The 26,562-nt window shown below is 63.7% G+C and carries 29 protein-coding genes; 18 read left to right on the forward strand and 11 right to left on the reverse strand.

Annotated features, from left to right (window positions below; genetic code table 11):
• The coding region (locus NFW05_RS00940; protein ID WP_295301977.1) for a LysR substrate-binding domain-containing protein at window positions 1–598 on the forward strand (598 nt) is incomplete at its 5' end.
• On the opposite strand, the gene NFW05_RS00945 is transcribed toward NFW05_RS00940, so the two are convergent.
• The 3 genes from NFW05_RS00945 to ahpC all read right to left on the reverse strand — a co-directional run bounded on the left by NFW05_RS00945 (window position 595) and on the right by ahpC (window position 4,775).
• Entirely contained in the window at window positions 595–2,316 is a 1,722-nt protein-coding gene (locus tag NFW05_RS00945; RefSeq protein ID WP_295301979.1) for a tetratricopeptide repeat-containing response regulator, read from the reverse strand. The two genes, NFW05_RS00940 and NFW05_RS00945, sit on opposite strands and share 4 nt — an antisense overlap.
• A gap of 206 nt (window positions 2,317–2,522) precedes the next feature.
• A complete protein-coding gene (gene ahpF, locus NFW05_RS00950; protein ID WP_295301981.1) occupies window positions 2,523–4,082 on the reverse strand; it encodes an alkyl hydroperoxide reductase subunit F in 1,560 nt (519 codons plus the stop codon).
• 129 nt (window positions 4,083–4,211) lie between these two features.
• Window positions 4,212–4,775 carry an alkyl hydroperoxide reductase subunit C gene (gene ahpC, locus NFW05_RS00955; RefSeq protein ID WP_295301983.1) on the reverse strand — a complete coding sequence of 188 codons (564 nt, stop codon included), beginning with the start codon at window positions 4,773–4,775 and terminating at the stop codon, window positions 4,212–4,214.
• A 481-nt stretch (window positions 4,776–5,256) separates the two neighbouring features.
• Between ahpC and mnmG the strand changes: the two genes are divergently transcribed.
• The 13 genes from mnmG to NFW05_RS01020 all read left to right on the forward strand — a co-directional run bounded on the left by mnmG (window position 5,257) and on the right by NFW05_RS01020 (window position 16,546).
• Entirely contained in the window at window positions 5,257–7,179 is a 1,923-nt protein-coding gene (gene mnmG / locus NFW05_RS00960; RefSeq protein WP_295301985.1) for a tRNA uridine-5-carboxymethylaminomethyl(34) synthesis enzyme MnmG, read from the forward strand.
• Complete coding sequence (gene rsmG, locus NFW05_RS00965; RefSeq protein ID WP_295301986.1) at window positions 7,176–7,802, forward strand: 16S rRNA (guanine(527)-N(7))-methyltransferase RsmG; 627 nt, start codon at window positions 7,176–7,178, stop codon at window positions 7,800–7,802. Before mnmG ends, rsmG begins: the two co-directional genes overlap by 4 nt.
• A gap of 23 nt (window positions 7,803–7,825) precedes the next feature.
• Window positions 7,826–8,638 carry a ParA family protein gene (locus tag NFW05_RS00970; protein WP_295301988.1) on the forward strand — a complete coding sequence of 271 codons (813 nt, stop codon included), beginning with the start codon at window positions 7,826–7,828 and terminating at the stop codon, window positions 8,636–8,638.
• A complete protein-coding gene (locus tag NFW05_RS00975) occupies window positions 8,635–9,474 on the forward strand; it encodes a ParB/RepB/Spo0J family partition protein (protein ID WP_295301990.1) in 840 nt (279 codons plus the stop codon). The genes NFW05_RS00970 and NFW05_RS00975 overlap by 4 nt, the downstream gene beginning before the upstream one ends.
• Window positions 9,475–9,613: 139 nt before the next feature.
• A complete protein-coding gene (locus NFW05_RS00980; protein WP_295301991.1) occupies window positions 9,614–9,982 on the forward strand; it encodes an ATP synthase subunit I in 369 nt (122 codons plus the stop codon).
• A gap of 17 nt (window positions 9,983–9,999) precedes the next feature.
• Entirely contained in the window at window positions 10,000–10,770 is a 771-nt protein-coding gene (atpB, locus tag NFW05_RS00985; RefSeq protein ID WP_295301992.1) for a F0F1 ATP synthase subunit A, read from the forward strand.
• Window positions 10,771–10,864: 94 nt separating this feature from the next.
• On the forward strand, window positions 10,865–11,122 hold the full coding sequence (gene atpE, locus NFW05_RS00990) for a F0F1 ATP synthase subunit C (RefSeq protein WP_169065069.1): 258 nt from the start codon (window positions 10,865–10,867) through the stop codon (window positions 11,120–11,122).
• 40 nt (window positions 11,123–11,162) lie between these two features.
• Window positions 11,163–11,633 (forward strand): F0F1 ATP synthase subunit B, encoded by a 471-nt coding sequence (locus NFW05_RS00995; protein WP_295301994.1) that lies wholly within the window; start codon window positions 11,163–11,165, stop codon window positions 11,631–11,633.
• A gap of 4 nt (window positions 11,634–11,637) precedes the next feature.
• Window positions 11,638–12,174, forward strand: a complete 537-nt coding sequence (locus NFW05_RS01000; protein ID WP_295301995.1) for a F0F1 ATP synthase subunit delta — start codon at window positions 11,638–11,640, stop codon at window positions 12,172–12,174.
• A 10-nt stretch (window positions 12,175–12,184) separates the two neighbouring features.
• The gene (atpA, locus tag NFW05_RS01005) at window positions 12,185–13,723 is read left to right on the forward strand and encodes a F0F1 ATP synthase subunit alpha (RefSeq protein WP_295301997.1); all 1,539 of its coding nucleotides are present in this window, start codon (window positions 12,185–12,187) and stop codon (window positions 13,721–13,723) included.
• A gap of 18 nt (window positions 13,724–13,741) precedes the next feature.
• Window positions 13,742–14,605, forward strand: coding sequence for a F0F1 ATP synthase subunit gamma (gene atpG, locus NFW05_RS01010; protein WP_295301999.1), 864 nt, complete (start codon window positions 13,742–13,744; stop codon window positions 14,603–14,605).
• A gap of 37 nt (window positions 14,606–14,642) precedes the next feature.
• A complete protein-coding gene (atpD, locus tag NFW05_RS01015; protein WP_295302001.1) occupies window positions 14,643–16,043 on the forward strand; it encodes a F0F1 ATP synthase subunit beta in 1,401 nt (466 codons plus the stop codon).
• Window positions 16,044–16,123: 80 nt separating this feature from the next.
• Entirely contained in the window at window positions 16,124–16,546 is a 423-nt protein-coding gene (locus tag NFW05_RS01020; protein ID WP_295302003.1) for a F0F1 ATP synthase subunit epsilon, read from the forward strand.
• 97 nt (window positions 16,547–16,643) lie between these two features.
• Here NFW05_RS01020 and NFW05_RS01025 read toward each other — a convergent pair whose 3' ends face one another.
• From NFW05_RS01025 to NFW05_RS01035, 3 genes are all read right to left on the reverse strand, one after another.
• Window positions 16,644–17,225 carry an SCP2 sterol-binding domain-containing protein gene (locus tag NFW05_RS01025; protein ID WP_295302004.1) on the reverse strand — a complete coding sequence of 194 codons (582 nt, stop codon included), beginning with the start codon at window positions 17,223–17,225 and terminating at the stop codon, window positions 16,644–16,646.
• Window positions 17,226–17,426: 201 nt separating this feature from the next.
• Window positions 17,427–18,167, reverse strand: a complete 741-nt coding sequence (ubiE, locus tag NFW05_RS01030) for a bifunctional demethylmenaquinone methyltransferase/2-methoxy-6-polyprenyl-1,4-benzoquinol methylase UbiE (RefSeq protein WP_295302005.1) — start codon at window positions 18,165–18,167, stop codon at window positions 17,427–17,429.
• 37 nt (window positions 18,168–18,204) lie between these two features.
• Window positions 18,205–18,630, reverse strand: a complete 426-nt coding sequence (locus NFW05_RS01035; RefSeq protein ID WP_295302006.1) for a DUF971 domain-containing protein — start codon at window positions 18,628–18,630, stop codon at window positions 18,205–18,207.
• Window positions 18,631–18,820: 190 nt separating this feature from the next.
• Between NFW05_RS01035 and NFW05_RS01040 the strand changes: the two genes are divergently transcribed.
• Both NFW05_RS01040 and NFW05_RS01045 read left to right on the forward strand, forming a co-directional pair.
• Complete coding sequence (locus NFW05_RS01040; protein ID WP_295302059.1) at window positions 18,821–19,576, forward strand: TerC family protein; 756 nt, start codon at window positions 18,821–18,823, stop codon at window positions 19,574–19,576.
• Window positions 19,577–19,597: 21 nt separating this feature from the next.
• On the forward strand, window positions 19,598–20,917 hold the full coding sequence (locus tag NFW05_RS01045; RefSeq protein ID WP_295302007.1) for a hemolysin family protein: 1,320 nt from the start codon (window positions 19,598–19,600) through the stop codon (window positions 20,915–20,917).
• Between the two features lie 99 nt (window positions 20,918–21,016).
• On the opposite strand, the gene queC is transcribed toward NFW05_RS01045, so the two are convergent.
• Window positions 21,017–21,718 (reverse strand): 7-cyano-7-deazaguanine synthase QueC, encoded by a 702-nt coding sequence (gene queC / locus NFW05_RS01050; RefSeq protein ID WP_295302008.1) that lies wholly within the window; start codon window positions 21,716–21,718, stop codon window positions 21,017–21,019.
• Window positions 21,719–21,955: 237 nt separating this feature from the next.
• Between queC and NFW05_RS01055 the strand changes: the two genes are divergently transcribed.
• Window positions 21,956–22,576, forward strand: coding sequence for a hypothetical protein (locus NFW05_RS01055; RefSeq protein ID WP_295302010.1), 621 nt, complete (start codon window positions 21,956–21,958; stop codon window positions 22,574–22,576).
• 104 nt (window positions 22,577–22,680) lie between these two features.
• Window positions 22,681–22,983 carry a hypothetical protein gene (locus NFW05_RS01060; RefSeq protein WP_295302012.1) on the forward strand — a complete coding sequence of 101 codons (303 nt, stop codon included), beginning with the start codon at window positions 22,681–22,683 and terminating at the stop codon, window positions 22,981–22,983.
• A 35-nt stretch (window positions 22,984–23,018) separates the two neighbouring features.
• Here the strand turns inward: NFW05_RS01060 and queE are convergent, their stop codons facing one another.
• From queE to tolB, 4 genes are read right to left on the reverse strand one after another with little or no spacing between them, the layout of a single operon-like run.
• Window positions 23,019–23,678: a 7-carboxy-7-deazaguanine synthase QueE gene (gene queE / locus NFW05_RS01065; protein WP_295302014.1), complete on the reverse strand. Its 660-nt coding sequence runs from the start codon at window positions 23,676–23,678 to the stop codon at window positions 23,019–23,021.
• Window positions 23,679–23,682: 4 nt separating this feature from the next.
• Window positions 23,683–24,471 carry a tol-pal system protein YbgF gene (gene ybgF, locus NFW05_RS01070; RefSeq protein ID WP_295302016.1) on the reverse strand — a complete coding sequence of 263 codons (789 nt, stop codon included), beginning with the start codon at window positions 24,469–24,471 and terminating at the stop codon, window positions 23,683–23,685.
• Between the two features lies 1 nt (window position 24,472).
• Window positions 24,473–25,000, reverse strand: a complete 528-nt coding sequence (gene pal / locus NFW05_RS01075; protein WP_295302018.1) for a peptidoglycan-associated lipoprotein Pal — start codon at window positions 24,998–25,000, stop codon at window positions 24,473–24,475.
• Between the two features lie 41 nt (window positions 25,001–25,041).
• Entirely contained in the window at window positions 25,042–26,337 is a 1,296-nt protein-coding gene (tolB, locus tag NFW05_RS01080) for a Tol-Pal system beta propeller repeat protein TolB (RefSeq protein WP_295302019.1), read from the reverse strand.
• Between the last annotated feature and the right edge of the window lie 225 nt (window positions 26,338–26,562).

Here is a 26,562-nt window from a genome sequence, read left to right on the forward strand (position 1 = left end):
CGCGAAGAGCTTCATGCCGCGAATGGTCGGCGAGTTTTCCGGTCGCTATCCCGAGATCGCCATCGAACTCGAGATCGCCGATCGTGAGCGGGTCCTCGAGCGGCTGCGCAACAATCTCGACGATCTCTATGTGATGGTTTACCCGCCGGACGACGTCGAGGTGATCTCTCACCCCTTCCTCGACAACCAACTCGTCGTCGTTGCCCCGACCAGCCACTGGGCGGCTGGCCGTCAGATCGACCTGGCGGACATCGCCGGTGAGCGATTCATCCTGCGCGAAGTCGGCTCGGGGTCACGCCTGACTGTAAACGCTCATCTCGTCGCCAGCGGAGTCAAGCTCGACGTCAGGATGAGCGTCAATAGCAACGAGGCGATCCGCGACCTGGTGGCCAGCGGAGTCGGTCTTGCCGTCCTCTCGTCCCACGCGCTTGCCGCGAATCCGGCAGTCGACGGGCTCTGCGTTCTCGACGTTCGCGGTTTCCCGCTGCGCAGGCCTTGGCGAATCGTCCATCTGAAGCAGAAGATCCTCTCGCTGCCTGCGCAGGCCTTCCTCGATCAGGTCCTCGCGTTTGCTGTCCGACTGTCGCGCGAGGGCTAAAGGCCATCCCGGTTGCCGATGTTTCGCGAGGCGGTGAACGGTACGGCAGCGACGCCGTATTTCGCGGCCACTCTCTCGTAGAGTTCACGCGCCGAGATGACCCTCGGATTGCGCAGATCCCGGCTCTGCGCCATCTGCAGGAAACGCAGGCCGCGCTTGGCCAGGCCGGGATCCCAGCCCTTGAGTTCGAGAAGCGTGAAGATGGCCTTTGTCGCATTGACCAGGAACTGCAGATTGGGGACTCGTTCAGCGGCGTCGGTGAGCAGCCTGACGGATCCTTCGACGTCGCCGCGCCGGGCGGCGAGGACGCCTCGATTGTTGATCTCGACGATTTCCTTGCCCACTTCGGCAAGCAGGGTCTGGCCTTCCTCTTCCTTTCCGGCACGGGCGTAGATGGCCTGCACCTCGCCGATCATCGCCCGGTCCTCGTGGTGCTCGGCGGCAAACTGGCGAAGGATTTGGCGGGCGTTGGTCTCGTCACCGCTGGCCAGGCATGCCTGTGCCAGGTCCAGCGTCAGCCTCCGTGAGATCACGCCAGCTCTTCGCTCCTCGGTCAGCGCCTGGCGCACTGCCAGAGCCTTTTCTGCCGCCAGTCTGGCTTTGACCAGTTCGTCTTCCTCGCTTGCCCGCAGGCTGTCGATGACCAGAGCGGCAAACTCACCCTCGGGCTTGCCGCGCCAGTCGCGGCGGAGCTGCTCGGCGAGCCTCCGTGCTCCATCGAGGTGGCCGCGGGCGAGCATCACCCTCGACAGATTCGCGTAGTCTTCGAGTGTCGTCAGCGAGGACCCCTGCCGTCGCTCGATCACCTTGGCGTAAGCCTTTTCGGCCGCCGGCAGATCCTGATTGCGGGTTGCGACGTCGCCAACGAGGCGCTGCCGGGCCGCGTTGTTCGGCGAGATCGCCGCGGCCCGCAAGAGCACCTGCTGGGCTTCGACCGGTCTGCCAAGTTCCTCACGGACTTCGGCGAGGAAGTCATAAGCCGCTGTGAACTCGGGAAACTCATCGACCAGCGAGACGCCAAGCAGCTCTGCCTCGGGCAGTTGCCGTTGCCCGCGCAGGGCAACGGCCAGGCCCATGCGTGCCCACGGCAGGAGGCGCTCGGCGAGGACCTGCTGGTAGACGAGCTGCGCTTCGCCATGACGTCCGAGAGCGTTCAGGATTTCGCCTTTGAGGCGCAGCGCGTCGAAAAGGTAACCGCTGTCTTCGGCGACCAGTCGGTCGCAACTGGCCAGGGCCAGGGCGTAGGCACCATTGTCCAGATGAGCATGGACCTGTCCGAAGAACTTCTTCTTGTGGATCGCACGGAGCAAACGCGCCTGCAACTCGTCGGCGCTGAAAGGCTTGATCAGATAATCGTCCGGGGCGAGTTCGGCCACGGCGACGACGTTCCGGTAGGCACGCTCGCTGGTCACGATCATGAACACCGTGCTCCGTGGCAGGAGATGCTGCTGCCGAAGTTCCTCGAGCAGTTGTTGCCCGTCGCGTCCGTCTTCAAGCAGGTAGTCGGAGAGTACGATGTCGAAGCTATGCGCCTTGACCTGACGGAGCACTTCTGTCGAGTTGCCCGCATTCTGGATGGCATTGACGCCCATTGAGCCGAGCATCATGCGCAGCGAGCTGCGGGCGTTCGGATAGCGGTCGACGAGCAGCGCTCGCATCCGTGTCAGAGAGCTGCCGAGGCTGTGCAGCAGGTCGGCGTTGATATCGGCTGGTCGCATGGAGCCCACCTTACGCGACACGCTCCCGGCGATCAAGTTGCGGTCTCGGCTCGGTCGACCCGGTGTCGGGGTTGGTACTTGCCTGCGCTACGCGGGTCGAGCCGGGGGATCGGCGAGGCTGCGCTGCCGGAGGACGGCATTGTCCGCCGTCCGCGACCGCTGCCAGCCGAACCGAGGCAGCCTGTCAGCCGCCTCATCGCCATCCCTCAGCTGGCCGATGCGCGAATCAGGTGATCGAACGCTCCGAGCGCCGCCGTCGCCCCGGCACCCATGGCGATGACGATCTGCTTGTAGGGCACGGTGGTGACGTCGCCGGCGGCGAAGACACCGGACAGCGAGGTCTGGCCGCGGCTGTCGATTTCGATCTCGCCGCGTGCCGAAAGCGCCAGGGTTCCCTTGAGCCAGTCGCTGTTCGGCAGCAGGCCGATCTGGACAAAGACGCCTTCGAGTTCGAGCATCCTGACCGAGTCGCTGGCGCGGTCGGTATAGACGAGTCCGCTGACCTTCTTCCCGTCACCGGTGACTTCGGTGGTCAAGGCCTGGGTGATGACCGTGACGTTCGGCAGGCTGAAGAGCTTCTTCTGCAGGACCGCATCGGCACGCAGAGTCGCCTCGAACTCGAGAAGAGTGACGTGTCCGACGACTCCGGCGAGGTCGATTGCCGCTTCCACCCCCGAGTTGCCTCCGCCGATGACTGCCACCCTCTTGCCCTTGAACAGCGGGCCGTCACAGTGCGGGCAGTAGGCGACGCCATGTCCGCGATACTCGCGCTCTCCGGGGACGTTCATCTCGCGCCACCTCGCGCCAGTGGCGATGATCACCGCCTTGCTTCGCAACGCTGCGCCGCTCGCCAGTCGCACTTCGATATGACCGTCCTGTCCCGCGGGCCTGAGGGCTTCGGCGCGCTGGAGGTCGATGATGTCGACGTCGTATTCCCTGACGTGCTCCTCGAGTCCGGCGGCCAGTTTCGGGCCGTCGGTTGCCTTGACCGAGATGAAGTTCTCGATGGCCAGCGTGTCGAGAACCTGGCCTCCGAAGCGCTCGCTGAGCACTCCGGTGCGGATTCCCTTCCTCGCCGCGTAGATCGCCGCTGCCGCACCGGCGGGACCGCCGCCGACGACGAGCACGTCGAAAGGCGCGCGCGCGGAAACCTTCTCGGCCTCGCGCTGTGCGGCTGCACTATCGATCCTGGCGACGATCTCCTCGAGCAGCATCCGCCCCTGCCCGAAGTGGTGGCCATTCAGATAGACGGTCGGCACGCCCATGATCTGGCGCGCTTCAATTTCCTGCTGGAACAACGCGCCGTCGATCATCTGGTGGGTGATTCGCGGATTGACGACGGACATCAGGTTCAGTGCCTGGACGACCTCCGGGCAGTTGTGACAGGACAGGGAAATGAAGGTCTCGAAGTGAAACTCACCAGGGATGGCGCTGATCCCTTCGATGACCGCGGCGTCGACCTTCGGCGGGTGACCGCCGACCTGCAGCAATGCGAGGACCAGCGAAGTGAATTCATGGCCCATCGGGATACCGGCGAAGCTGATACGCGCCGCCTCGCCCGGACGGCCGACGGCAAACGAGGGACGACGCTGCGCGTCTCCGTCTTCCCTGACCCGAACCTTGTCCGAAAGCGCAGCGATGTCGTTGAGCAGGGCCAGCAGCTCTCGCGCCTGGTCACTCTGGTCGAGTGAAGCGACGAGTTCGATTGGCTGGCGGATCATTTCCAGATACGCTCTGAGTTGCGTCGCGATGGCGGCGTCCAGCATGGGTCTTCTCCCGTTGTCGAGTGTCATGGAAAAGGGGCCGCAGCGTGGCCCGCTTTGCGGCCCCTTTGCCGTGAAGCCCGAGAGGCAGCCGCCGGCCAGGCCGGCCGGCAGCCAGTGACGGCAGTCGCGTCAGATCTTGCCTACGAGGTCGAGCGACGGCGACAGGGTTGCTTCACCCGGCGTCCACTTGGCCGGGCAGACCTCACCCGGATGGCTGGCAACGTACTGAGCTGCCTGGACCTTGCGTAGCAGTTCCTTGGCGTCGCGACCGATGCCAAGGTCGTGGACCTCGCAGACCTTGATCACTCCCTCGGGATTGATCACGAAGGTGCCGCGCAGCGCGAGACCTTCCTCTTCGATCATGACGCCGAAGTTTCGGGTGATCGTTCCGGTCGGGTCACCGATCATCGGATAACGGATCTTCTTGATCGTCTCCGAGGCGTCGTGCCAGGCCTTGTGGGTGAAGTGCGTGTCGGTGGACACCGAGTATACCTCGACGCCGATCTTCTGGAAAGCAGCATATTCGTCGGCGAGATCGCCGAGTTCGGTCGGACAGACGAAAGTGAAATCGGCCGGATAGAAGAAGACCACCGACCACTTGCCCTTGAGGTCGGCGTCGGACACCGGAACGAACTTTCCGTTGTGGAAGGCGGTCGCCTTGAACGACTTTATTTCGGTATTGATCAGGGACATGCTCAGATCTCCTTGAGAGTGAGTTGAGGAAACGATGCGACCAGCGCATCGTAGTGAAGCCTTGCCAATTGTTCCAATTGATTCTCACAATTTCGGTCATAGCACCTGGCTATGGCTGGCCACCGATTGGTGGCGACTTGCCCAGGACCGCCCGGGTTCTGGCGGGCCCGCCGGGAGACGCTGGCGCGTGCGACGTTCCTGCTTCTGGGCTGCATTCTAGCCGGTGTGGGCTTGTCTGGCGACCGCCCGTAGCGTCGGTCGGCGGTGCCCCGGCCTGACCCGGGCGCTGTTGCGGGGCGTTCGGGAATCCGCGTCGCGTGGACTGAAGACCGGTCGGCTGCGCCACGGACAACCGGCTTGTGCCCGATCGAGGCTCCTCCGGGCGACTGCGGGGCGGCAGCAAAAGCTGCCACCTTCCGGTCACCTGACGTAAAATCCAAAGTTTTCGCGGAGTGCTGCGGCTGCGCAGTGGCCATTGCCGATGTTCTTTCCAGAGCGTTTCGACGTCATCGTCGTCGGTGGCGGCCATGCCGGCACCGAGGCAGCGCTTGCCGCGGCACGCGTTGGTGCGAAAACCCTGCTGTTGACCCACAGTCTGGAAACGCTCGGTGCGATGAGCTGCAATCCGTCGATCGGGGGGATCGGCAAGGGCCATCTGGTCAAGGAGATCGATGCTCTCGGCGGGGCGATGGCCGAGGCCATCGACGAGGCAGGAATCCAGTTTCGGGTACTCAACTCGAGCAAGGGCCCAGCGGTACGGGCGACCCGCGCGCAGGCTGACCGGGTGCTTTACCGGCAGGCGATCCGTCGCCGTCTGGAGAACCAGGCGCGCCTGGCCATTTTCGCGCAGCCATGCGATGACCTGATCGTCGAGGGCGGGCGTGTCGTCGGGGCAAGGACCCAACTCGGGGTTTCGTTTGCCGCGCGCGCCGTCGTCCTGACTACCGGGACCTTCCTCAACGGTCTGATCCACGTCGGACTGGAGAACTGCCGCGGAGGCCGGATGGGCGATCCCCCGGCGCGCGCACTGGCTGATCGCCTGCGTGACATGCGTCTCCCGGCCGGGCGGTTGAAAACCGGTACGCCGCCACGGCTCGACGGTCGTACGATCGACTTCTCGCAGATGAGCGAGCAGCACTCGGACGACCCTTTGCCGGCGTTCTCCTTTCTCGGGGATGCCAGCAGGCATCCGCGGCAGCTGCCCTGCTGGATCACGCACACCAATCCGCATACTCACGAGATCATTCGCGCGAATCTCGACCGCTCGCCGATGTACACCGGCGTGATCGAGGGAATCGGACCGCGCTATTGCCCGTCGATCGAGGACAAGATCCACCGCTTCGCGAGCAAGGACAGCCACCAGGTCTTCCTCGAACCGGAAGGGCTGGCGACGCACGAGATCTACCCAAACGGCATTTCAACGAGCCTGCCATTCGACGTCCAGCTGGCCATCGTCCGTTCGATCCGCGGTCTCGATCGGTGCCACATCCTGCGCCCCGGTTACGCGATCGAGTACGACTACTTCGATCCGCGGGCGCTCAAGGCATCGCTCGAGACGCAGACCGTCGAAGGACTTTTCTTCGCTGGTCAGATCAACGGCACGACAGGCTATGAGGAAGCGGCCGCGCAGGGACTTCTCGCCGGCACCAACGCAGCGCTGCAGGTCCAGAGCCGGGAGCCGTGGACGCCACGGCGCGACGAGGCCTATCTGGGCGTCCTCGTCGACGATCTGATCACGCGGGGGGTTTCCGAGCCTTACCGGATGTTTACGAGCCGAGCCGAGTACCGGCTGTCGCTACGCGAGGACAACGCCGATCTTCGACTGACCGACATCGGGCGTCGTCTGGGGTTGGTCGGCGACGATCGCTGGGCGGCGTTCTGCGCGAAGCGTGAGGCCATCGAGCGCGAGACCCAGCGGCTCAAGGCAGTCTGGCTTCGTCCAGGGGATGTGCCAGACGAGCAGGCAGTGGCGATTCTCGGCAAGCCGCTGGATCGCGAGTACAGGCTCTACGACCTGCTGCGACGGCCGGGAGTGAGCCACCGGGATCTGGTCACCCTGCCTACGGGACGGGATTCCGGTGCGGTCCCGGGGGGCCATCCGGCGGTCGTCGAGCAGGTCGAGATCCAGGCCAAGTATCTGGGCTACATCGATCGCCAGCACGAAGAGGTTGCCCGAAGTCTGGCCAGCGAGCAGTTGCGCTTTCCCGAGCTCTTCGACTTCAGCAGCGTTCATGGCCTGTCCAGCGAGGTCAGACAGAGACTGGTTGCTCAGCGCCCGCAGACGATCGGTCAGGCGTCGCGTATCCAGGGTGTGACACCGGCAGCGATCGCCATCCTGCTGGTTCACGTCAAGCGTGCGCAGAACGCCGGCGATGGCCAGATGCCCGCGCGCCCGGATGCATGAGCCTCGAACTGCAGCTCGGGTCGGGCCTTCAGGCTCTCGGCCTCGATTTGCCCATCGCGGCGCAGGCGAAACTGCTCGACTACCTGGCCCTGCTCGGCAAGTGGAACCGGATTTTTCGCCTGACTGCGGTCGACGATCCGCTGCGGGCGGTGAGTCTCCACCTGCTCGATTCACTGGCCATTCTGCCCTTCGTCGGCCGTGGCCCGTTGCTGGATGTCGGCAGCGGTGCGGGTTTGCCGGGGATTCCTCTGGCCATCGCCCGGCCGGACCTGCGCGTGGTCGTCCTGGACAGCAACTCGAAAAAGGCGGCGTTCCTGAGGCAGGTGGTGATCGAACAGAGTCTGCCGAATGTTGGCGTACACTGCGGTCGTGTCGAAGCCTATCATCCAGCCGACGGCTTTGCCGTCATCGTGGCCCGCGCTTTTTCCGAGCTTGGCGCGCTGGTGCAGTGCTCGCGCCATCTGCTCGGGAACGACGGTTGCTGGCTGGCCCTGAAGGGCGCCTGGCCTGGGGATGAGGTCGCTCGCCTGCCCGGCGATGTGCAGCTTGCTGGCGTTCACCGGCTGGACGTTCCGGGCGTCGATGGCCAGCGCCATCTGCTGGTGATCAGCCGTACTGGCTAGCGGCGATGAAGGGGAGAGTCGATTTGGCAGGAATACTCGCGGTAACCAACCAGAAGGGCGGCGTCGGCAAGACGACGACCGCCGTCAACCTTTCGGCCTGCCTCGCGGAAGCCGGTCAGCGCGTCCTGCTGATCGACCTCGATCCACAGGGCAACGCCACGACCGGCTGCGGGGTCGTCAAGCGCGAAGCGATGCCCACGGTCTATCAGGTACTGATCGGTCAGGCGACGCTCGCCGCAACACGGCTGGGAACCAGCTTCGGCTTCGATGTCCTGCCGGCCAATCGCGATCTGGCCGGCGCCGAGATCGACCTGATCGACATCGGCCAGCGTGAGTACCGCCTTCGTGACGCGCTGGCCGGGATTCTCGGCAATTACGATTTCATCATTGTCGACTGCCCGCCGGCGCTGAACATGCTGACCGTCAATGGCCTGGTCGCGGCCGAGGCGGTGATGATCCCGATGCAGTGCGAATACTACGCGCTCGAGGGGTTGAGCGATCTCGTGGCGACGCTGAAGAAGGTGCGCGCGAAGCTGAATCCGGTGCTCGAGATCGAAGGCCTGCTGCGGACCATGTTCGATCCGCGCTCGACGCTGACCCAGCACGTCTCCCGCGAGCTCGAAGGTCACTTCGGGAGCAAGGTGTACCGAACGATCATCCCGCGCAACGTCAGGCTGGCCGAGGCTCCTTCCTACGGCAAACCGGTGATCGCTTTCGATCGCAGTTCCAAGGGGGCCCAGGCGTATCTTCAGCTGGCCCGCGAAATACTCGAACGGCGAGCGAGCATCGGCCGGATCGACGCCGTCGGGAAGGCACGAATCGGGAGCCGGACGTGAAGCCCAAGGGGCTCGGGCGCGGCCTCGATGCACTTCTCGCGGGCAACGAGTCCCAGGGACGCGAACAGCAGCGGACGCTGGGGGTGGATCAGATTCAGCCAGGCAAGTATCAGCCGCGCACGCGCATGGACAGTGCTTCGCTCGAGGAGCTTGCCGCGTCGATCAGGGCGCAGGGACTGATGCAACCGATCCTCGTACGCCCCATCGCTGGCGATCGCTACGAGATCATCGCTGGGGAGCGCCGCTGGCGGGCGTCCCAGATGGCCGGTCTCGTCGAGGTCCTGACCCTGGTTCGCGAGATTCCCGACGAGGCGGCGCTGGCCATGGCGCTGATCGAGAACATCCAGCGCGAGAACCTCAATCCGCTCGAGGAAGCACTCGGTCTGCAGCGGCTGGTCGACGAGTTCGGGATGACCCATCAACAGGCGGCCGACGCGGTCGGGCGCTCGCGGCCGGCGGCGTCGAACCTGTTGCGCCTGCTGCAGTTGGCGGCTCCGGTCCAGGATCTCCTGATGCGCGGGGATCTCGATATGGGCCACGCGCGGGCGCTGCTGCCGCTGGCTGGTGGACTGCAGGTCCAACTCGCCCAACGCGTGGCCAGCAAGGGACTGTCCGTTCGCGAAACGGAACGGTTGGTCCAGTCCGCCCTGGAGCCGCCCCGGGAAAGACCGCAGCCGAGACCGGACCGCGACGTGCTGCGTCTGCAGGACGAACTGGGTGACCTGCTCGGAGCACAGGTGGCCATCCGCGCGAACCGCCGGGGCTCCGGAAAGGTGCTCATCGAGTTCGCCAGTCTCGATCAGCTGGAGGGCATCCTGCAACGCATCCGGCATTGATGCGGCGCATCAACGGAGCCTCCCCGGGGGGCCTGATCCTTGGCTGTAGAGTAGGTCGGACAAGGCTATCGACATTTTTTTGCATGTGCGGTTTGCTTCCTCAAGTCGACTCTGGTATCCTGTGAATGTTTTGGAGGGGATGGCCGTGCATCCTCAGGTTCGCTGGATCCTCCGCTCCCAGTTGATGGTCACCGCGGCAGCGGGGCTGGTAGCGTGGCTTGCTCTGGGGCTGAACGGGGCTCTTTCCGCTGTGCTCGGGGGCGGGATCGCGACCGCCAGCGCTCTTGCCTATGTATGGCGCGCATTCCGGCCATCGGGGCAGACAGCTGGTGACGCGAGGAAGGCGTTCGACGCCCAGGTGGCCGGCGAAGCCTGCAAGTTCGCCGTGACGCTTTCGCTCTTTGCCCTGGTTTTCGGGACATACGCACAGCTGGTGGGCTTGCCGCTTTTCCTCTCCTATACGGCGACGATGGTTGTTTATTGGGTGGCGCTGCTTCGGCAGCAATAGTCGAACAGGGGGAAAGTATGGCTTCGGGCGAGGCATTAACGAGCAGTGCTTACATTGTCCACCACCTGACCAACCTGACGGTCGGCAACGGATTCTGGACCGTCCATCTCGACTCGCTGATCGTCTCCGGCTTGCTCGGGCTATTCGCCTTCGTCGGCATGGCCAGGCTGGCCGCAAAGGCCAGCGTGACGAAGCCCGGAAAGCTCCAGACGCTCGTCGAAATGATTTGTTCGTTCGTCGACCAGCAGGCCAAGGACACCTATCACGGACGCAGCCCGCTGGTCACGCCGCTGGCGATCACCATCTTCATCTGGGTCTTCCTGATGAACCTGATGGACCTGATCCCGGTCGATTTCATTCCGATGTTCCTCGCCCTGTTCGGGGTCCATTACTTCAAGGTCGTTCCGACCACCGATCCGAACCTGACCTTCGCGCTTTCGTTGAGCGTGTTCACGATCATGATGGTCATGAACGTCAAGGTGAAGGGCCTGGGCGGCTTTCTGCACGAGGTGTTCACGGTGCCCTTCGGCGCCAAGCTCGCGCCGGTAAACCTGCTCTTCCGGATCATCGAGGACATTGCCAAACCGATCTCGCTGTCCCTGCGTCTGTTCGGCAACATGTACGCGGGCGAGATGGTCTTCATCCTGATCGCTCTGCTCGGTTTCTGGCAGTTGCCGCTGGCGCTTCCCTGGGCGCTGTTCCACATCCTGATCATCACCCTGCAGGCTTTTGTCTTCATGATGCTGACCATCGTTTACCTGTCGATGGCCAGCGAGTCCCACGGTTGATGGCTGCCGTCCCTTCGGCTCGAGAGTTCGGTCCGCGTTGTCCCTGTGTCATTCATTTAGCATGTCTTACTAGGAGAAACTAATGGAAGCTGCCCTGTCTATGCTGCTTGGTAATACCGCCATCGCCGTGGCCATCCTGATCGGCGCGGGTGCTCTGGGCACCGCGATCGGGTTCGGTATCCTCGGTGGCCGATTCCTAGAAGGAGCTGCACGCCAGCCGGAAATGATTCCGACTCTCCAGGTCAAGATGTTCATCGTCGCGGGTCTGCTCGATGCAGTGACGATGATCGGCGTCGGTATCGCGCTGTTCATGCTCTTCGCGAATCCGTTCATCGCCGTCGTCAAGGGTTGATCGCGCTGCCTTCCGGACCAACTCTTCAAAGGAGGTTAGCGTGAACATCAACGCAACACTGTTTGGTGAAGCGATCTGGTTCGCCGTCTTCATCTGGATCACGCTGAAGTACGTCTGGCCGCCATTGCAGAAAGCCATGGCCGAACGACAGAAAATGATTGCCGAAGGGCTTGCCGCCGGCGAACGCGCCAAGAAGGAGCTGGAACTGGCCGGCAAGCGATCCGCCGACTCGCTGCGTGACGCCAAGGCGAAAGCCGCCGAGATCATCGCCGCTGCGGAGAGACGTGGCGTTCAGATGATCGAGGAGGCCAAGCAGGCGGCCAAGGTCGAAGCAGACAAGGTCGTCGCCTCGGCCAAGGCGGAAATTGCGCAGCAGGTCGAGCAGGCTCGCGCGGAACTGCGCAGTCGTGTCGCTGACCTCGCCGTGGCGGGCGCCGAGCGCATCCTGAAGCGCGAAGTGGACGCCAAGGTGCACGCGGGCATGCTCGCGGAACTCAGGAAGGAACTCTGAGACCATGGCCGAGCTCGTCACCATCGCGCGCCCTTACGCCGAAGCGGTATTCCGCATGGCGATTGAAAGCAGCACGCTGTCGGCGTGGTCCGACCGTCTTACGCTGCTCTCGGCAATCGCCAGGGATGATCAGATGCGCTCGTGCATCGGCAATCCGGAGCTGTCGGCCAGGCAGAAGAGCGAACTCTTCAAGTCGCTGGTCGGCAGAGCGCTGGAAGGTGGCGAAGCCAACCTGATCGACGTTCTCGCCGCCAACGAGCGGCTGTCTGCTCTGCCCGAAATCGCCAGTCTCTTCGAAGGGCTGAGAGCTGCCCAGGAGGGTGTCAAGGAGGCGACGATCTACAGCGCCTTCCCCCTGGACGACGCACAGCGCAAGGCACTGATTGCCGATCTCGAGGCGCGCTTCAAGACCCGGCTGACTGCCGAAGTCGTCGTCGATCAGTCGCTGATCGGCGGCGTAAAGATTGTGGTTGGCGATCAGGTTCTCGATACCTCTGTCCGCGGCAAGCTCGAGAGCCTGCGACTGGCGCTCACCAACTAGGAGAAATTCCATGCAGCTGAATCCTTCCGAAATCAGCGAACTGATCAGAAGCAAGATCGAAAATCTTGCGATTAGTGCCGATCTGCGCACGCAGGGGACCGTCGTATCGGTGACCGACGGGATCTGTCGCATCTATGGCCTGACCGACGTCATGCAGGGCGAGATGCTCGAGTTCCCGGGCAATACTTTCGGCATGGCGCTGAACCTCGACCGGGACTCGGTTGGTGCCGTGGTCCTGGGTGAGTACGACCAGATCAGCGAGGGCGACACGGTCAAGACGACCGGCCGCATCCTCGAGGTCCCGGTCGGCCCTGAACTGCTGGGGCGGGTGGTCAACTCGCTCGGTCAGCCGATCGACGGCAAGGGGCCGATCAACGCCAAGCTGACCGACAAGATCGAGAAGGTGGCTCCGGGGGTCATCTGGCGCAAGTCCGTTTCGCAGCCCGTGCAGACCGGTCTGAAGTCGATCGATGCGATGGTGCCGATTGGCCGGGGCCAGCGTGAGCTGATCATCGGTGACCGCCAGACGGGCAAGACCGCCGTGGCCGTCGACACGATCATCAACCAGAAGGGCCAGGATCTGATCTGCATTTACGTGGCCATCGGTCAGAAGGCCTCGACGGTGGCGAACGTCGTGCGCAGACTCGAAGAGAATGGCGCAATGGGCTACACGATCGTCGTCGCAGCGACCGCCTCCGAGTCGGCCGCACTGCAGTACATCGCTCCGTACGCCGGCTGCACGATGGGCGAATACTTCCGTGATCGCGGGCAGGACGCGCTGATCATCTACGACGACCTGACCAAGCAGGCGTGGGCTTACCGGCAGGTTTCCCTGCTGCTCCGCCGCCCGCCGGGGCGCGAAGCCTACCCGGGTGACGTGTTCTACCTTCACTCACGGCTGCTCGAGCGCGCCGCCCGTGTGTCTGCCGACTGGGTCGAGCGGTTTACGAACGGCGAAGTGAAGGGCAAGACCGGTTCGCTGACTGCGCTGCCGGTCATCGAGACTCAGGCTGGCGACGTGTCGGCATTCGTTCCGACGAACGTCATCTCGATTACCGACGGTCAGATCTTCCTCGACACGGACCTGTTCAACGCCGGCATCCGCCCGGCGATCGATGCCGGTATTTCGGTCTCTCGGGTTGGTGGCGCGGCGCAGACCAAGGTGATCAAGAAGCTCGGCGGTGGTGTCCGTCTGGCTCTCGCGCAGTACCGGGAACTCGCGGCCTTTGCCCAGTTCGCCTCGGATCTCGACGAGGCGACGCGGAAACAGCTCGATCGCGGCCGGTTGGTCACCGAACTGATGAAGCAACCCCAGTACTCCCCGCTGCCGATTTCCGAGATGGCGATCACCCTGCTTGCAGTGAACAAGGGCTACTTCGACGACGTGGACGTCAAGAAGGCGCTGGCGGTGGAGAAGCAGATGCATGGCTACATCCGGCAGAAGTACGCCGATCTCATCACCAAGATCGAGACCACCAAGGATCTCGACGCCGAAGCCGAGCAGAAGCTCAGCCGGGCGATTGAGGAGTTCAAGGCCACGCTGGCCTGATCGATCGAGGAGATCACCATGCCTAGCGGCAAGGAAATCCGCAACAAGATCAAGAGCGTCGAAAGTACACGCAAGATCACCAAGGCGATGGAGATGGTCGCCGCGTCCAAGATGCGCAAGGCGCAGGACCGGATGCGCGCGGCTCGTCCTTACGGCGAAAAGATACGGGTTGTGGCGGGTAACCTGTCTCACGCCCTGACCGACTACCGCCACCCCTTCCTGACGGTGCGTGAAGACGTGAAGTCCGTGGGCCTGATCGTCGTCACTTCCGACAAGGGGCTCTGCGGGGGGCTGAACACCAACGTGCTCCGGCTGGCCCTGGCCAAGATGAAGGAGTGGGACGCGCAGGGCAAGAAGCTTCGCGTGACGGCCATCGGCAACAAGGGACTCGGCTTCATGCAGCGCGCCGGCGCGAACCTCGTGTCGCAGCTGACGGCCTTGGGCGACACCCCGCACCTCGAAAAGCTGATCGGCCCGGTGAAGGTGCAGCTCGACGCCTACATGAAGGGCGACATCGACGTGCTGTACGTGATCTACACGCGCTTCATCAACACGATGAAGCAGGAGCCGATGCTCTACCAGCTCCTGCCGCTGTCTGGTGATCTGGTCGGTGGTGGTGCGAACCGCTGGGACTACATCTACGAGCCAGACTCAAAGACGGTGATCGACGATCTGCTGGTCCGCTACGTCGAGGCGATTATTTACCAGGCGGTCGCCGAAAACATGGCGTCGGAGCAGAGCGCGCGAATGGTCGCCATGAAATCCGCTTCGGACAACGCCAAGAACGTCATCGCCGAACTCAAGCTGGTGTACAACAAGGCCCGCCAGGCGGCGATTACCAAGGAACTCTCGGAAATCGTCGCCGGCGCCGCGGCTGTCTGACCACGCGATAGTTTGCATATTGTTTAGGGATACAACGATGAATCAAGGAACCATTGTTCAGTGTATCGGCGCCGTGGTGGACATCCAGTTCCCGCGCGATGCGATGCCCCGGATCTACGACGCCCTGGAACTCGACAAGGCCGAAGAGTCGGATATGTGCGAGGCCGATCTGGTCTTCGAAGTCCAGCAACAGCTGGGTGACGGTATCGTCCGCACGATCGCGATGGGTTCGTCCGACGGGCTGCGCCGCGGCATGAAGGTGAACAACACCGGCGCCGCGATTTCGGTTCCTGTGGGCAACGGGACGGTTGGCCGGATCATGAACGTCCTCGGTCGTCCGATCGACGAGGCCGGGCCGATCGCCACCGACGAGCGGCGCGAGATTCACCAGCTGGCGCCAAAGTTCGATGAGCTCTCTCCATCGGTCGACCTGCTCGAGACCGGCATCAAGGTCATCGATCTCGTCTGCCCGTTCGCCAAAGGCGGCAAGGTCGGTCTCTTCGGCGGTGCGGGCGTTGGCAAGACCGTGAACATGATGGAACTGATCAACAACATCGCCAAGCAGCGTTCCGGTCTCTCGGTCTTCGCAGGTGTCGGCGAACGGACGCGTGAGGGAAACGACTTCTACCACGAGATGAAGGAGTCCAACGTTCTCGACAAGGTGGCCATGGTTTTCGGCCAGATGAACGAGCCGCCGGGGAACCGCTTGCGGGTCGCCCTGACCGGCCTGACGATGGCCGAACGCTTCCGTGACGATGGTCGGGACATCCTGTTCTTCGTCGACAACATCTATCGCTACACGCTGGCCGGTACCGAAGTCTCCGCGCTGCTCGGCCGGATGCCTTCGGCCGTGGGCTATCAGCCGACTCTGGCCGAAGAAATGGGTCGTCTCCAGGAGCGCATCACCTCGACCAAGGTCGGTTCGATCACCTCGATCCAGGCCGTCTACGTTCCGGCCGATGACCTGACCGACCCTTCCCCGGCGACGACCTTCCTGCACCTCGACTCGACGGTCGTTCTCTCACGCGACATCGCCTCGCTCGGCATCTACCCGGCCGTCGATCCGCTGGACTCGACGTCGCGGCAGCTCGATCCGCAGGTCGTTGGCGAGGAGCACTACGCGGTCGCGCGGGCCGTGCAGATGACCCTGCAAAAATACAAGGAACTGCGCGACATCATCGCGATCCTGGGAATGGACGAACTGTCGCCCGAAGACAAGCTGGCCGTCTACCGCGCGCGCAAGATCCAGCGTTTTCTCTCGCAGCCGTTCCATGTGGCCGAAGTTTTCACGGGCTCACCCGGAAAGTTCGTGCCCCTGAAGGACACGATCAAGGGCTTCAAGATGATCGTCGACGGCGAGTGCGACAACATTCCCGAGCAGGCGTTCTACATGGTTGGCGGGATCGAGGAGGTCTTCGAGAAGGCCAAGGCGTTGTGATCGCTTGCCCTTAGGTATCGATATCGTCGCGTTCCTCAGTCCAGAGGGCTGGCGGAACGCGCCCTGACAAGGAAAGAAGCATGGCAATCCGAGTGCATGTTGATGTCGTCAGCGCGGAGGAGATGATTTTCTCGGGCGAGACGGATTTCGCGGTCTTTCCAGGGGAGGCTGGAGAACTCGGCATCTATCCGCGCCACACACCATTGCTGACGCGTATCAGGCCAGGCACAGTGCGGCTCAAGGTACCGGACAAGAATGAGTACGAGATGGTCTACGTATCGGGTGGGATGCTCGAAGTCCAGCCTGCGTTGATCACCGTCCTTGCTGACACAGCAATCCGGGCCCACGACCTCGACGAGGCCAAAGCTCTCGAAGCCAAGCGACGTGCAGAGGAGGCCCTGAGAAACCGCAAGGCGGACGTTGGCATCGCGACCGCAGAGGCCGAGCTGGCTCAGGCTGTCGCGCAGCTGGCCGCAATCAAGAAGCTGCGCGCGCGTCACTGATCCGCGGCAACCTCACGAACATCGAGGCAGTCCTATCGGGGCTGCCTTTTTTCGTTGGCTCGCCACGCGCTCGATGGCGACGGCGGCAAGCAGCGGGTCAACGGGATCGGGCTGTCCGTTCGAGTCTCTTCTCGAAGCGCGCCAAGTCGTCACGGAGGACGTCGACGCCTCCGCAGAACTGCTCGACCTCGCTCCTTCGGGCCAGGACCCGTGCCTCTTCTTCAAGGTATTCGGCGACGGACTCGACCAACCTTGTGCTGCTCTCGGCGTGCCAGCGCGCGAAGCTGCCAGCCAACTGAACCGCGCGGCGCGCGACGATGTCGCCGACCAGCTGTGCCAGGTCGTGCTCGACATCCCACCGCAAGTTGCGAAAAACGAAGCCGAGCGCCTCTGCAAGGTCGACCGAACCGGAAATCCTGGCCGACGAAAACAGTGCAGCCGGGTCTCCGGCCATAAGGCCGGCCAGCGAATCCACCGGAAGCTCGATCGTCACGGCAGGGTCGACACCGTCCGGGGCCAATTCGCACAGACCTTGGTCGCCAATCATCAGACCGACGGTGATCGTGCCCCCGAGTCGCAGCTGTGCCAACTTCCCGGCAAAGGCGGCCAATCGTTCCCGAGCCCAGTGTTCACCAGTCAGCAGATGATTCACGAAGGCGAGTGCCGGCCGAGCGAACATCGCCCTCAGCACCAATTGCCCCGGGCAGCGCGTCCCCGCGTCACATCGCCAACTGGCGTGACGGCTGGGCGAGGCGCGCCGCCCGATCGCAGCTCTGCCAGCGTGTGCCGGCGCCCGTTGGCTGCGTTGCGTCGAGTGGAGCTTCCCGGTCCACGTGTCCGGGAAGTGCGGGTCCACTGAGCCATGGCCGGTCCTCGTCTCTCAGAACCTGAACCCTAAGTGCAGCGCGACGACACCCAGGGCCAGGTTGTAGTAATCGACCCGGTCGAAGCCCACCTGCTCCATCATCTTCTTGAGCGACTCCTGGTCGGGATGGACCCGGATCGACTCCGCCAGGTAGCGGTAGCTCGCTTCGTCGTCGGTGATCCACCTGCCGAGGCGGGGAATCACCTGAAAAGAATAGAAGTCATAGAACGGTGCGAGTGGCTTCCAGACTCGAGCAAACTCCAGGATCAGCACGCGACCGCCCGGTCGCAGTACGCGCAGCATCTCCGCCAGCGCCCGATCCTTGTGGGTCATGTTGCGTAGCCCGAAGGCCACCGAGACGCAATCGAAGTACTCGTCGGGGAAAGGGAGCGACTCGGCATCGCATTGGGCGACCGGGAGCATCACCCCCTGATCGAAGAGCCGATCTCGTCCTACCGTCAGCATCGCGTTGTTGATGTCGGTCAGCCAGACCTGGCCGCGCTCGCCGACCTTTCCGGCGAAAGCCTCGGCCAGGTCGCCGGTCCCGCCGGCGACGTCGAGGACTCGCCAACCTTCGCGGACGCCGCTCCTGGCGACCGCGAAGGTCTTCCAAAGGCGATGCAGACCTGCGGACATCAGGTCATTCATCAGGTCATATCGCCCGGCAACGGAGTCGAAAACGCCGGCCACGTGCCGGGCCTTGTCGCCTACAGGCACCTCCTGGTAGCCGAAATGAGTCGTTTCCGGGTTGTTCATTCGCTCCTCGACCATGCCCAGTTCGCGCCTGACGCTGTCAACGCTTCGTGCACCGCCCTCCGGCCCCGCTGCCGGGCACCGGCTGCTGAGCAGCGTCCCGGCTGGCGTGGGCCTTCTCGAGGCGTTCCAGATACGATTGCCAGAGTCGGTCATGCTGCCTGCCGAGCCTGTACAACAGGTCCCACGAGTAGATTCCGGTGTCGTGACCATCGGAGAAGACAGGCCGGACGGCGTAATTGCCGACCGCTTCGATCCGCTCGATCCCGACCTCCCTCTTGCCGACCTGAAGAACTTCCTGTCCGGGACCGTGCCCACGGGCTTCAGCCGAGGGAGTGAACACGCGCAGAAACTCGTAGCTCAGCAGGAATCTCTCGCCATCCTCGAAGCTGATCTCGAGCACGCGCGACTGCTGATGGAGCTTGATCTCGGTGGGAACCTTGGTGCTTTCGTCGAGGCCAGCCATCTCTGTCCCAGTCAGGAATCTGAAGCGGCATCATAGCGCAAAAGCGCTCGCCCGGTTCCAACCTGCGCGCGCAGCCGCCAGCGGTGGTGCGCCGGTCTCGCCATGAGACCGGGGCGGGTCTACAGCGCCCGTATAATCTCCGGTTATTGACCCCTCTCCGGATAACCTCTCGATAAGGACTGCCATGGACCTGATGGCTTTGCTCGCCCGGCCAGAAACCTGGATGGCTTTCGCAACGCTTACCGCGCTCGAACTGGTGCTCGGCATCGATAACGTGATCTTCATTTCGATCCTCGTTGATCGGCTGCCGCCGGGCACGCGCGAGAAGGCACGGCGCCTGGGCCTCTTCCTGGCGATGTTCATGCGTATCGCGTTGCTCCTGCTCCTCTCACTGATCGTCGGAGCGACTGAGCCACTGCTCGCCGTCCTCGGCAAGCCGATCTCGCCGCGCGACATCATCCTGATCGCCGGCGGCGTCTTTCTCGTCTGGAAGAGCACGAAAGAGATCCATCAACTGCTCGAAGGCGAGGAAGGACACGCCTCTGCCGCAGTGCGCGCGACTTTTGCAGCGATCATCGTCCAGATCATCATCATCGATATCGTCTTCTCGCTCGATTCGATCATTACCGCCGTGGGTATGGTGGACGAGGTCGCGGTGATGATTGCTGCGGTGGTCGCCTCTGTAGCCATGATGATGGTCTTCGCTTCGGCGATCGGCCGTTTCGTGTCCGAGCACCCGACGATCAAGATGCTCGCTCTGTCGTTCCTGATGGTCGTCGGTGTCGCGCTGGTCGCCGAAGGCTTCGGGCACAAGGTTCCCAAGGGCTACATCTACTTTGCGATGGCCTTTTCGGTGGTCGTCGAGATGCTCAACATCCGGGCGCGCAGGAAGATGGCCGAGCCCGTTCGCCTGCACGAGCCGTATACGCGCAGCGGTCAGGACTGACCAACCCAAGGACTCCGAATCGTGGACATCGCTCTGCTGTTCCTGCTGATTCTGCTCAACGCCGTCCTGGCAATGTCGGAGATAGCCGTCATTTCGTCGCGCCAGGCCCGGCTGTCGAAGCTCGCCGACGATGGAAACGCCGGCGCACGTACCGCGCTGGCCCTGAACCAGGATCCGGCGACTTTCCTGTCGACGATCCAGGTCGGCATCACGACAGTCGGGATCCTCAGCGGCGCGATTGGCGAGGCAACTCTGGCGACGCCAATCGCCCACTGGCTTGCCGGTTTCGCCCTCCTTGCTCCATATGCCGAAGGCGTTGCCCTGGCCATGGTCGTGGCCACGGTGACCTACTTCTCGGTCGTCGTCGGAGAACTGCTGCCCAAGCAGTTGGCGTTGCGCGCGCCGGAACGGGTCGCGTCGCTGGTCGCGCTGCCGATGGACCTCCTCTCGCGGCTGGCCAGTCCCCTCGTCTGGCTGCTCTCCTCATCATCGAGCCTGCTGCTGCGGCTTACCGGTACTCAGCGCACGGCACCTGCACCGGTCAGCGATGATGAAATCAACGTTCTCATGGGCCAGGGTGCACAGGCCGGCGTTTTCCACGCCAGCGAGCAGGCGATCGTTTCAAACGTCCTGCGCCTGGACGAGCAACGGATCAGCGCGATCATGACCCATCGCAACGACATCTACGTGATCGACCTGAACGAGAGCGAAGCCGAAATCCGCCGTCGCCTGGCAGAGAGCCCGTACAAGCGGATCGTCGTCTGCCGTGACGGACTCGATGAGGTCATCGGTGTCTTGCGGACGAGCGACCTGCTCCGCGGAGCCCTGCTCGGCGGTGCACTATCCATCGAGTCGTTTGTCAGGCCAGCCCTGTATGTTCCGGCAACCGTGACCACCACACAGTTGCTGGAAACCTTTCGCCGCGCGCAGCAGCAGTGCGCGCTGCTGGTCGACGAATACGGCGGCCTGCAGGGTCTGGTCACACTGACCGACGTGCTCACCTCGATCGTTGGCGACCTTCCTGGCTCGGAACCCGTCGAGGAGCAGGACATCGTCGTTCGCGAGGACGGCTCATGGCTCGTCGATGGCAGCGTCACTGTCGAGCGTCTCAAGACCGTCCTGAAGATCAGCACGGAGTGGCCGGGTGAGGAAGACAATGCCTTCAACACCCTCGGCGGCTTCGTGATGTACATGCTCGGACGCATCCCTTCGACGTCGGACCATTTCGTCGCCTGCGGCCTGCGCTTCGAAGTCGTCGACATGGACCGCAACCGGGTGGACAAGGTGCTCGTGGCGAGTGCTGCGCCCGAGCACGAGCCTCTCCAGGGGCGCTCCAGCTGAGATCCCCTGCCACACGGTCTCCGTCGCCACAGGTGCGCAGCGCGAGCCCTGGGGCTGAAGACCGGCAAGATCCAGGTCGCTCTCCACCTCGGCGGTGGATCAGCCGATGTAGCGCGTCGGGTCGGGGATTCCGGCGGCAGAAAAGCCTGCGCGTCGCAGCCTGCACGAATCGCACACCCCGCAAGCCTGCCCGACGTCGTTCGCCTGATAACAGGAGACGGTCAACGAAAAGTCCACTCCCAGCTCGCTGCCGCGGCGGATGATTTCTGCCTTGCTCATGCCGATCAGCGGAGCCCGGATACGCAGCCTGGTGCCTTCAACGGCGATTTTCGTCGCCAAGTTGGCCATTTCCTCGAACGCCTTGATGAACTCCGGCCGGCAGTCCGGATAGCCGGAATAGTCGACCGCGTTGACGCCGACGAAGATGTCGCCACTTGGCAGCACCTCTGCCCAGGCCAGCGCCAGCGCCAGCATGATCGTATTGCGCGCGGGCACGTAGGTGACGGGAATGCCCCCTGCGACCCCGTCGGTCGGCACCGCAATCCGGGCGTCGGTCAGCGCCGAGCCTCCGAAGTCGCCCAACTGGACCTGCATGACCCGATGCTCGTCTGCCCCCAGAGTCCTGACCAGGTTTGCTGCCGCGTTGATCTCGGCGCGGTGCCTCTGCCCATAGTCGACCGTCAGGCAATGGCAGGCGTAGCCACTGGCCTGTGCGATCGCCAGGGTGGTGGCCGAATCGAGGCCGCCAGAGAGCAGGACGACGGCGGCTGGCCGGGCAGGATTTGAAGAGAGGGCAGGCATCGGTCGCACTATAGCGCGTCCCCCTGGTTCGGCGCGAGATCCCGCGAGTCAGGGCGGGCAGGCAGCCCGGTCCATCTTGCGCGAGCGCGACCCGCGGGAGGACAATGTCGCCGAACGGGGTGCCGCAAAGCGGCCACGTCTGATCGTCCCGGGTGGTGATACCGGGCACGGCAGACCTGGGCCAGGCCGCGTTGGTGCCTTCGGCAGTTGCCCAGCGCTCTTTCCCGAGCCGATCTCATGATGCATCTGTACGCCGCCCTGCTCTCGCGCCCAGTGGTGCTGACCGGGACGATCAGGACGCTCGGACGAGGCATTCACAATGTGGAGAATCTCGTCATCACCGACGACGATCGACTCTTCGTCACTGGCCGCGGGGGCGTTCATGAATTCGCCGAAGCGTCGGGCCGATGCGAGAGGCGACTCGTTCCGGTCGACTGCCCGGGCCTTCCGGCCAGTTGCATGAAGAATGGAATAGCCGTGCACGGGGATCACCTGTACCTCGCCTGCGCGCATGTTTTCCAGGGAGCCGCGCCGTTCGCGTCGGCTGTCCTGCCCGACGTCAATCGCCTCGAGCAGGACCTTTCAGGTCTGCTGCGGCTTTCTCTGGCCACCCTGCCCCGTGCGGTGCAGTCATGGGTCGTTCGCTGTGACCTGACGCGACGCGATCTGGCTTTCTCTGCGTGGGCCGATCTGCCCAGCGGTGTTCTGGCCAACGGCATCGCCGTCGATGCAGACGGTGGGTTCCCGCGGCGAACAGTGCTCCGGGGGCAGCGACCGGCATCTGCAGGCTGCCGCTCGATGACAACCCGCGCGCAGAACTCTGGTACCGTCCGCCTGGGTGGAAGCCGAACGGCCTGAAGGCCGGCGATCAGACCGTAGGGTATGCCGGCAACTCGCCGGCGGCGGCCGTTTTCGGATGTGTGCCGATCGAGTCCGACGGCAGCGCCGGTACGCCGCAGGTCGTGAACACTGCGCCGATGCAGATCCTCGACGACCTCGCCTGTGTCCGGCAGGATTTCCTGCTCAGCCAGTTCAGCGACGGCCTTGGCCTGGGACAGGGGTCGCTCCATTTCGTGTCGCGCGGTGGGCGCAGAATCGGCGTCCTCGAAGACGCTCTCGTCACTCGACCCTGTGCCGTCGTCGTGGCCAGACGAGCCGCCGGGCTGTTCGACGACGATGACGTGCTTATTGCCAACAAGCGGCAGCGCGCCGTGCTGGTCTTCAAACCGGACGATCTCTGGCGCGACTGGCTGCGTGCGGCGTGATCGTGTCGCCAGAACCTGCTGCAAGCGAGCGCCGCCTATCGCCCCCTCTCCCCGCCCCACAGGATCTTGTGCAGCTGCACCTGCAGACGCACCGGCAAACGATCGACGAGAATCCAGTCGGCCAGCAGGGCCGGCGAAAGATCGCCGTAGACCGGGGAGAAGAGCAATGGACACAGAGCGCTGAGCTGGCGTTCGATGACCTGCTGGCGTGCCCACTCATAGTCTGCGCGGTCCTTGAGTACGAACTTCAGTTCGTCGTTCGCGGTCAGCAGGCGGAGGTTCGCCCAGTGATTGCGCTGGCTTTCCCCCGAGCCCGGGGCCTTCAAGTCGACAACGCGGGAGACTCGGGCGTCCACTCCTCCGATGTCGAGCGCGCCCGAAGTTTCCAGCGAGACGGCGAAGCCCGCTTCGCTGAGCTTGCTCAGCAGCCTGAGACAAGCCTGTTGGGCCAGCGGCTCGCCACCGGTCACGCAGACGTGGCGCACGCCGTAGCCGGAGACCACATCGACCGCCTGCTGCACCGGCATCTGCTGCCCGCCGCTGAACGCGTAGGCGGTATCGCACCATTGGCAGCGCAGCGGGCAGCCGGTCAGGCGAACGAAGACCGTCGGCCAGCCGGAGCGCGAGCTTTCCCCTTGCAGCGACAGGAAGATCTCGCTGATCCTCAGCGTGTCTTCAGCATTTCGCGTGCCCACCCGGCTATTTCTTGAGCCGCTGCTTTGCCGTGGTGGCCGCCGGAGTATCGGGGTACTTGGCGACCAGCGTCTCCAGCGAGGTCTTGGCGCCTTTCAGGTCACCGAGTTCCTGCTGGCAGGTCGCAACGTTGAGCAGCGCGTCGGGGGCCTTGGCGTGTCCGGGCCACTTGCCGACCACCTGGCGTTGCGCGTCGATCGCCTTCCGGCAATCGCGCAGCGAGTAGTAGGCATTGCCCAGCCAGTAGTAGGCGCCGGGAGTCAGAGTGCTGTCCGGGCGTGACCTGACGAAGCTCTCGAGTGCCGATGCGGCTTCCTTGACCTTGCCCGCCCGGAACATGTTCAACGCAGCCTCGTATTCGCGGGTCTCGGCCGCGGGGTCGCCCGCAGTCTTCCGCGGTGTTTCCGTTGCTCCCGCGCTGTCGTCGGCCGCCTTCACCTCGGCAGCTGGCGTTGACTTCGGCTCGAGCTTGCGCAGTCGCCCGTCGAGGTCGACATAGAAATCCTGCTGCCTTTTCCTCGCTGCCTCAAGCTCGTAAGTCAGCGTTTCGACCTGCCCGCGCAGGCGCGCATTCTCCTCGCGCAGAGCCTGGATCTGGTTTGCGAGATCGATTTGCCCCTTGGCGATCGTGTCCAGCCGCTCGTTCGTCTTGATCGCCAAATCCCTGATCTGTTGTCGCGCCTCGTCGTCGTCGAAGAGGCCGGCATGAACCGGACGGAGCAGAGCCATGCCCAACGCCAGAACCAGCGCGAGCATGAACGGGCGACGAGTGACGGGCGGCAAGAGTCGCCGCATCCTAGAACTCGCCACTGTAGAGCATGTCCCCGCGGCGGTTCTCAGCCCACGCAGCTTCGTTGTGGCCCTCGTTCTTCGGCTTTTCCTCGCCGAGGCTGACCGACTCCAGCTGGTCCTCGCGTGCTCCGAGCAGTGCCAGCATCTTCTTGATCGCGTCGGCGCGCTTCTGACCGAGCGCGAGGTTGTACTCCCGGCTGCCCCGCTCGTCGGTGTTGCCCTGGATCAGCATTTTGAACTGGCGGTTGTCGGTGAGGAACTTGGCATGCGCGGTGACCAGGTCCTTGTATTCGGCCTTCACCTCATAACTGTCGTAGTCGAAATAGACGCTGCGCTTTGACAGAATGCTCTTCGGGTCGGTCAGCGCGGCTGGCAGGCCGCGGCTGTCCACACCACCGCCGGTCACCGTGGCGACCCCCGGTCCACCGCGGGTTTCGACCGGCGCCCCGCCAGCCTGATCGCTGCCCGACGGCGTGGAACTGCAGGCGGCGATCAGAAGAGCCGCAGCAGCTGGGATGACGAATTGCTTCATGAATTGTCTCCTGCTCTAGGGAAGCGATCAAACTGTCGCGTTTACCGACCGAAAGGACCCCATGCCGGCTCTCGAACGTCTCCCGCAGTGATCGAGAGACGTTGCTTGATTCGCCCATCGGTCGACACGGCGGAGAGCACCCCTCGCCCTCCCATTTCGGTGGCAATCAGGATCATTCGGCCGTTCGGCGAAAAGGTTGGGGATTCGTCCTTGTGCGAGTCGCTCAGGATCTGAACCTGCCGGCTGGCCAGGTCCATCACCGCAAGGCGGAAGCTTCCGTCCCTTCGGCTGATGAAGGCCATCGTGTTGCCATCAGGAGATATCCGTGGGGTGACGTTATAGCTGCCCTCGAAGCTGACTCTCTGCACCTCGCCGCCACCGACTGCGATCCGGTAGATTTGCGGGCTGCCACCGCGATCAGAGGTGAAATAGACATACTGGCCGTCGGGGGAGAAGCTTGGCTCGGTATTGATCGCGCCGTCGCTGGTCAGGCGCTGGGCGCCTGAGCCGTCGGCATTGACGAGGAAGATCTGCGAGCCGCCTTCCTTGCTCAGCACGACGGCCAGCTTTCGTCCGTCGGGAGCCCACGCGGGCGCCGAATTCGACCCCTTGAAGTTGGCTACCACCGCGCGTTTGCCTGAGGCCAGGGAGTGCACATAGACCACGGGCTTCTTGTTCTCGAAGGAGACGTAAGCGAGTCGGCTGCCGTCCGGTGACCACGACGGCGAGATGATCGGCTCCTTGGAAATCAGCGCGATCTGCGCGTTCTGGCCGTCAGCGTCGGAGATATGCAGTTCATAACGTGCCGGACCGGATCTGACCACGTAGGCGACCCGGGTCGAGAAGATTCCCGGCTCACCGGTCAGCTTCTCGTAGATCACGTCAGCAATCCGGTGGCCGGCTGCGCGCAGCATCGCTTTCGACGTGACGAATGCCGACCCGGCGAGCACGTTCTGCTTGTTGACGTCGTAGAGGCGAAAGCGCGCCTCCTGGCGGCCGTCGTCGCTCGCGCCGATGCTGCCCGCCACCAGGGCGTCCGCACCACGGCCCCGCCATTCAGGATAGGCGACTGGCGAAGCCTCGGTCATTACCAGGCTGCCGGTGTCAACGATCCTGATCAGTCCGCTGCGCTCGAGGTCACCGCGGATCACCGAGGTGACGACGCGCGACGAGGCCGCATCTCCGCCGAAGTCGGCGATCGCCACCGGGATTCTATTGGCTCCGGCTCCGGTGATTTCGATGGTCAGCTCGGCATGCGCCGTCGCCTGCAGCAGGGCCAGGCTGGCGGCTGCGAACAGCCGGCCGAGGCGACGCGTTGCTGATTCGATTCCAGACATGGCAGAGTTCCCGAGAGAATGGAAGATTATATCGTTTCTCGAGAGCCCTGATTTGTAACCAAACGTGTTGACGGTAGCAGGGTGCACGTGGTCCGCCTGGTCGATCACCCGGGTATCCAGCCCGGCTGATCATCAGTGAGTGGCCAGACGGGCTCCCGCGCCGGCGCGAACGGCTGGGCAGGCGCGATCGAAGGTCTTCGGCGCCGACCGGGCGTGCGACCGGGG

It is taken from the genome of Accumulibacter sp. (genome assembly GCF_023806625.1).
In the GTDB taxonomy this organism is placed as follows: Bacteria; Pseudomonadota; Gammaproteobacteria; order Burkholderiales; family Rhodocyclaceae; genus Accumulibacter.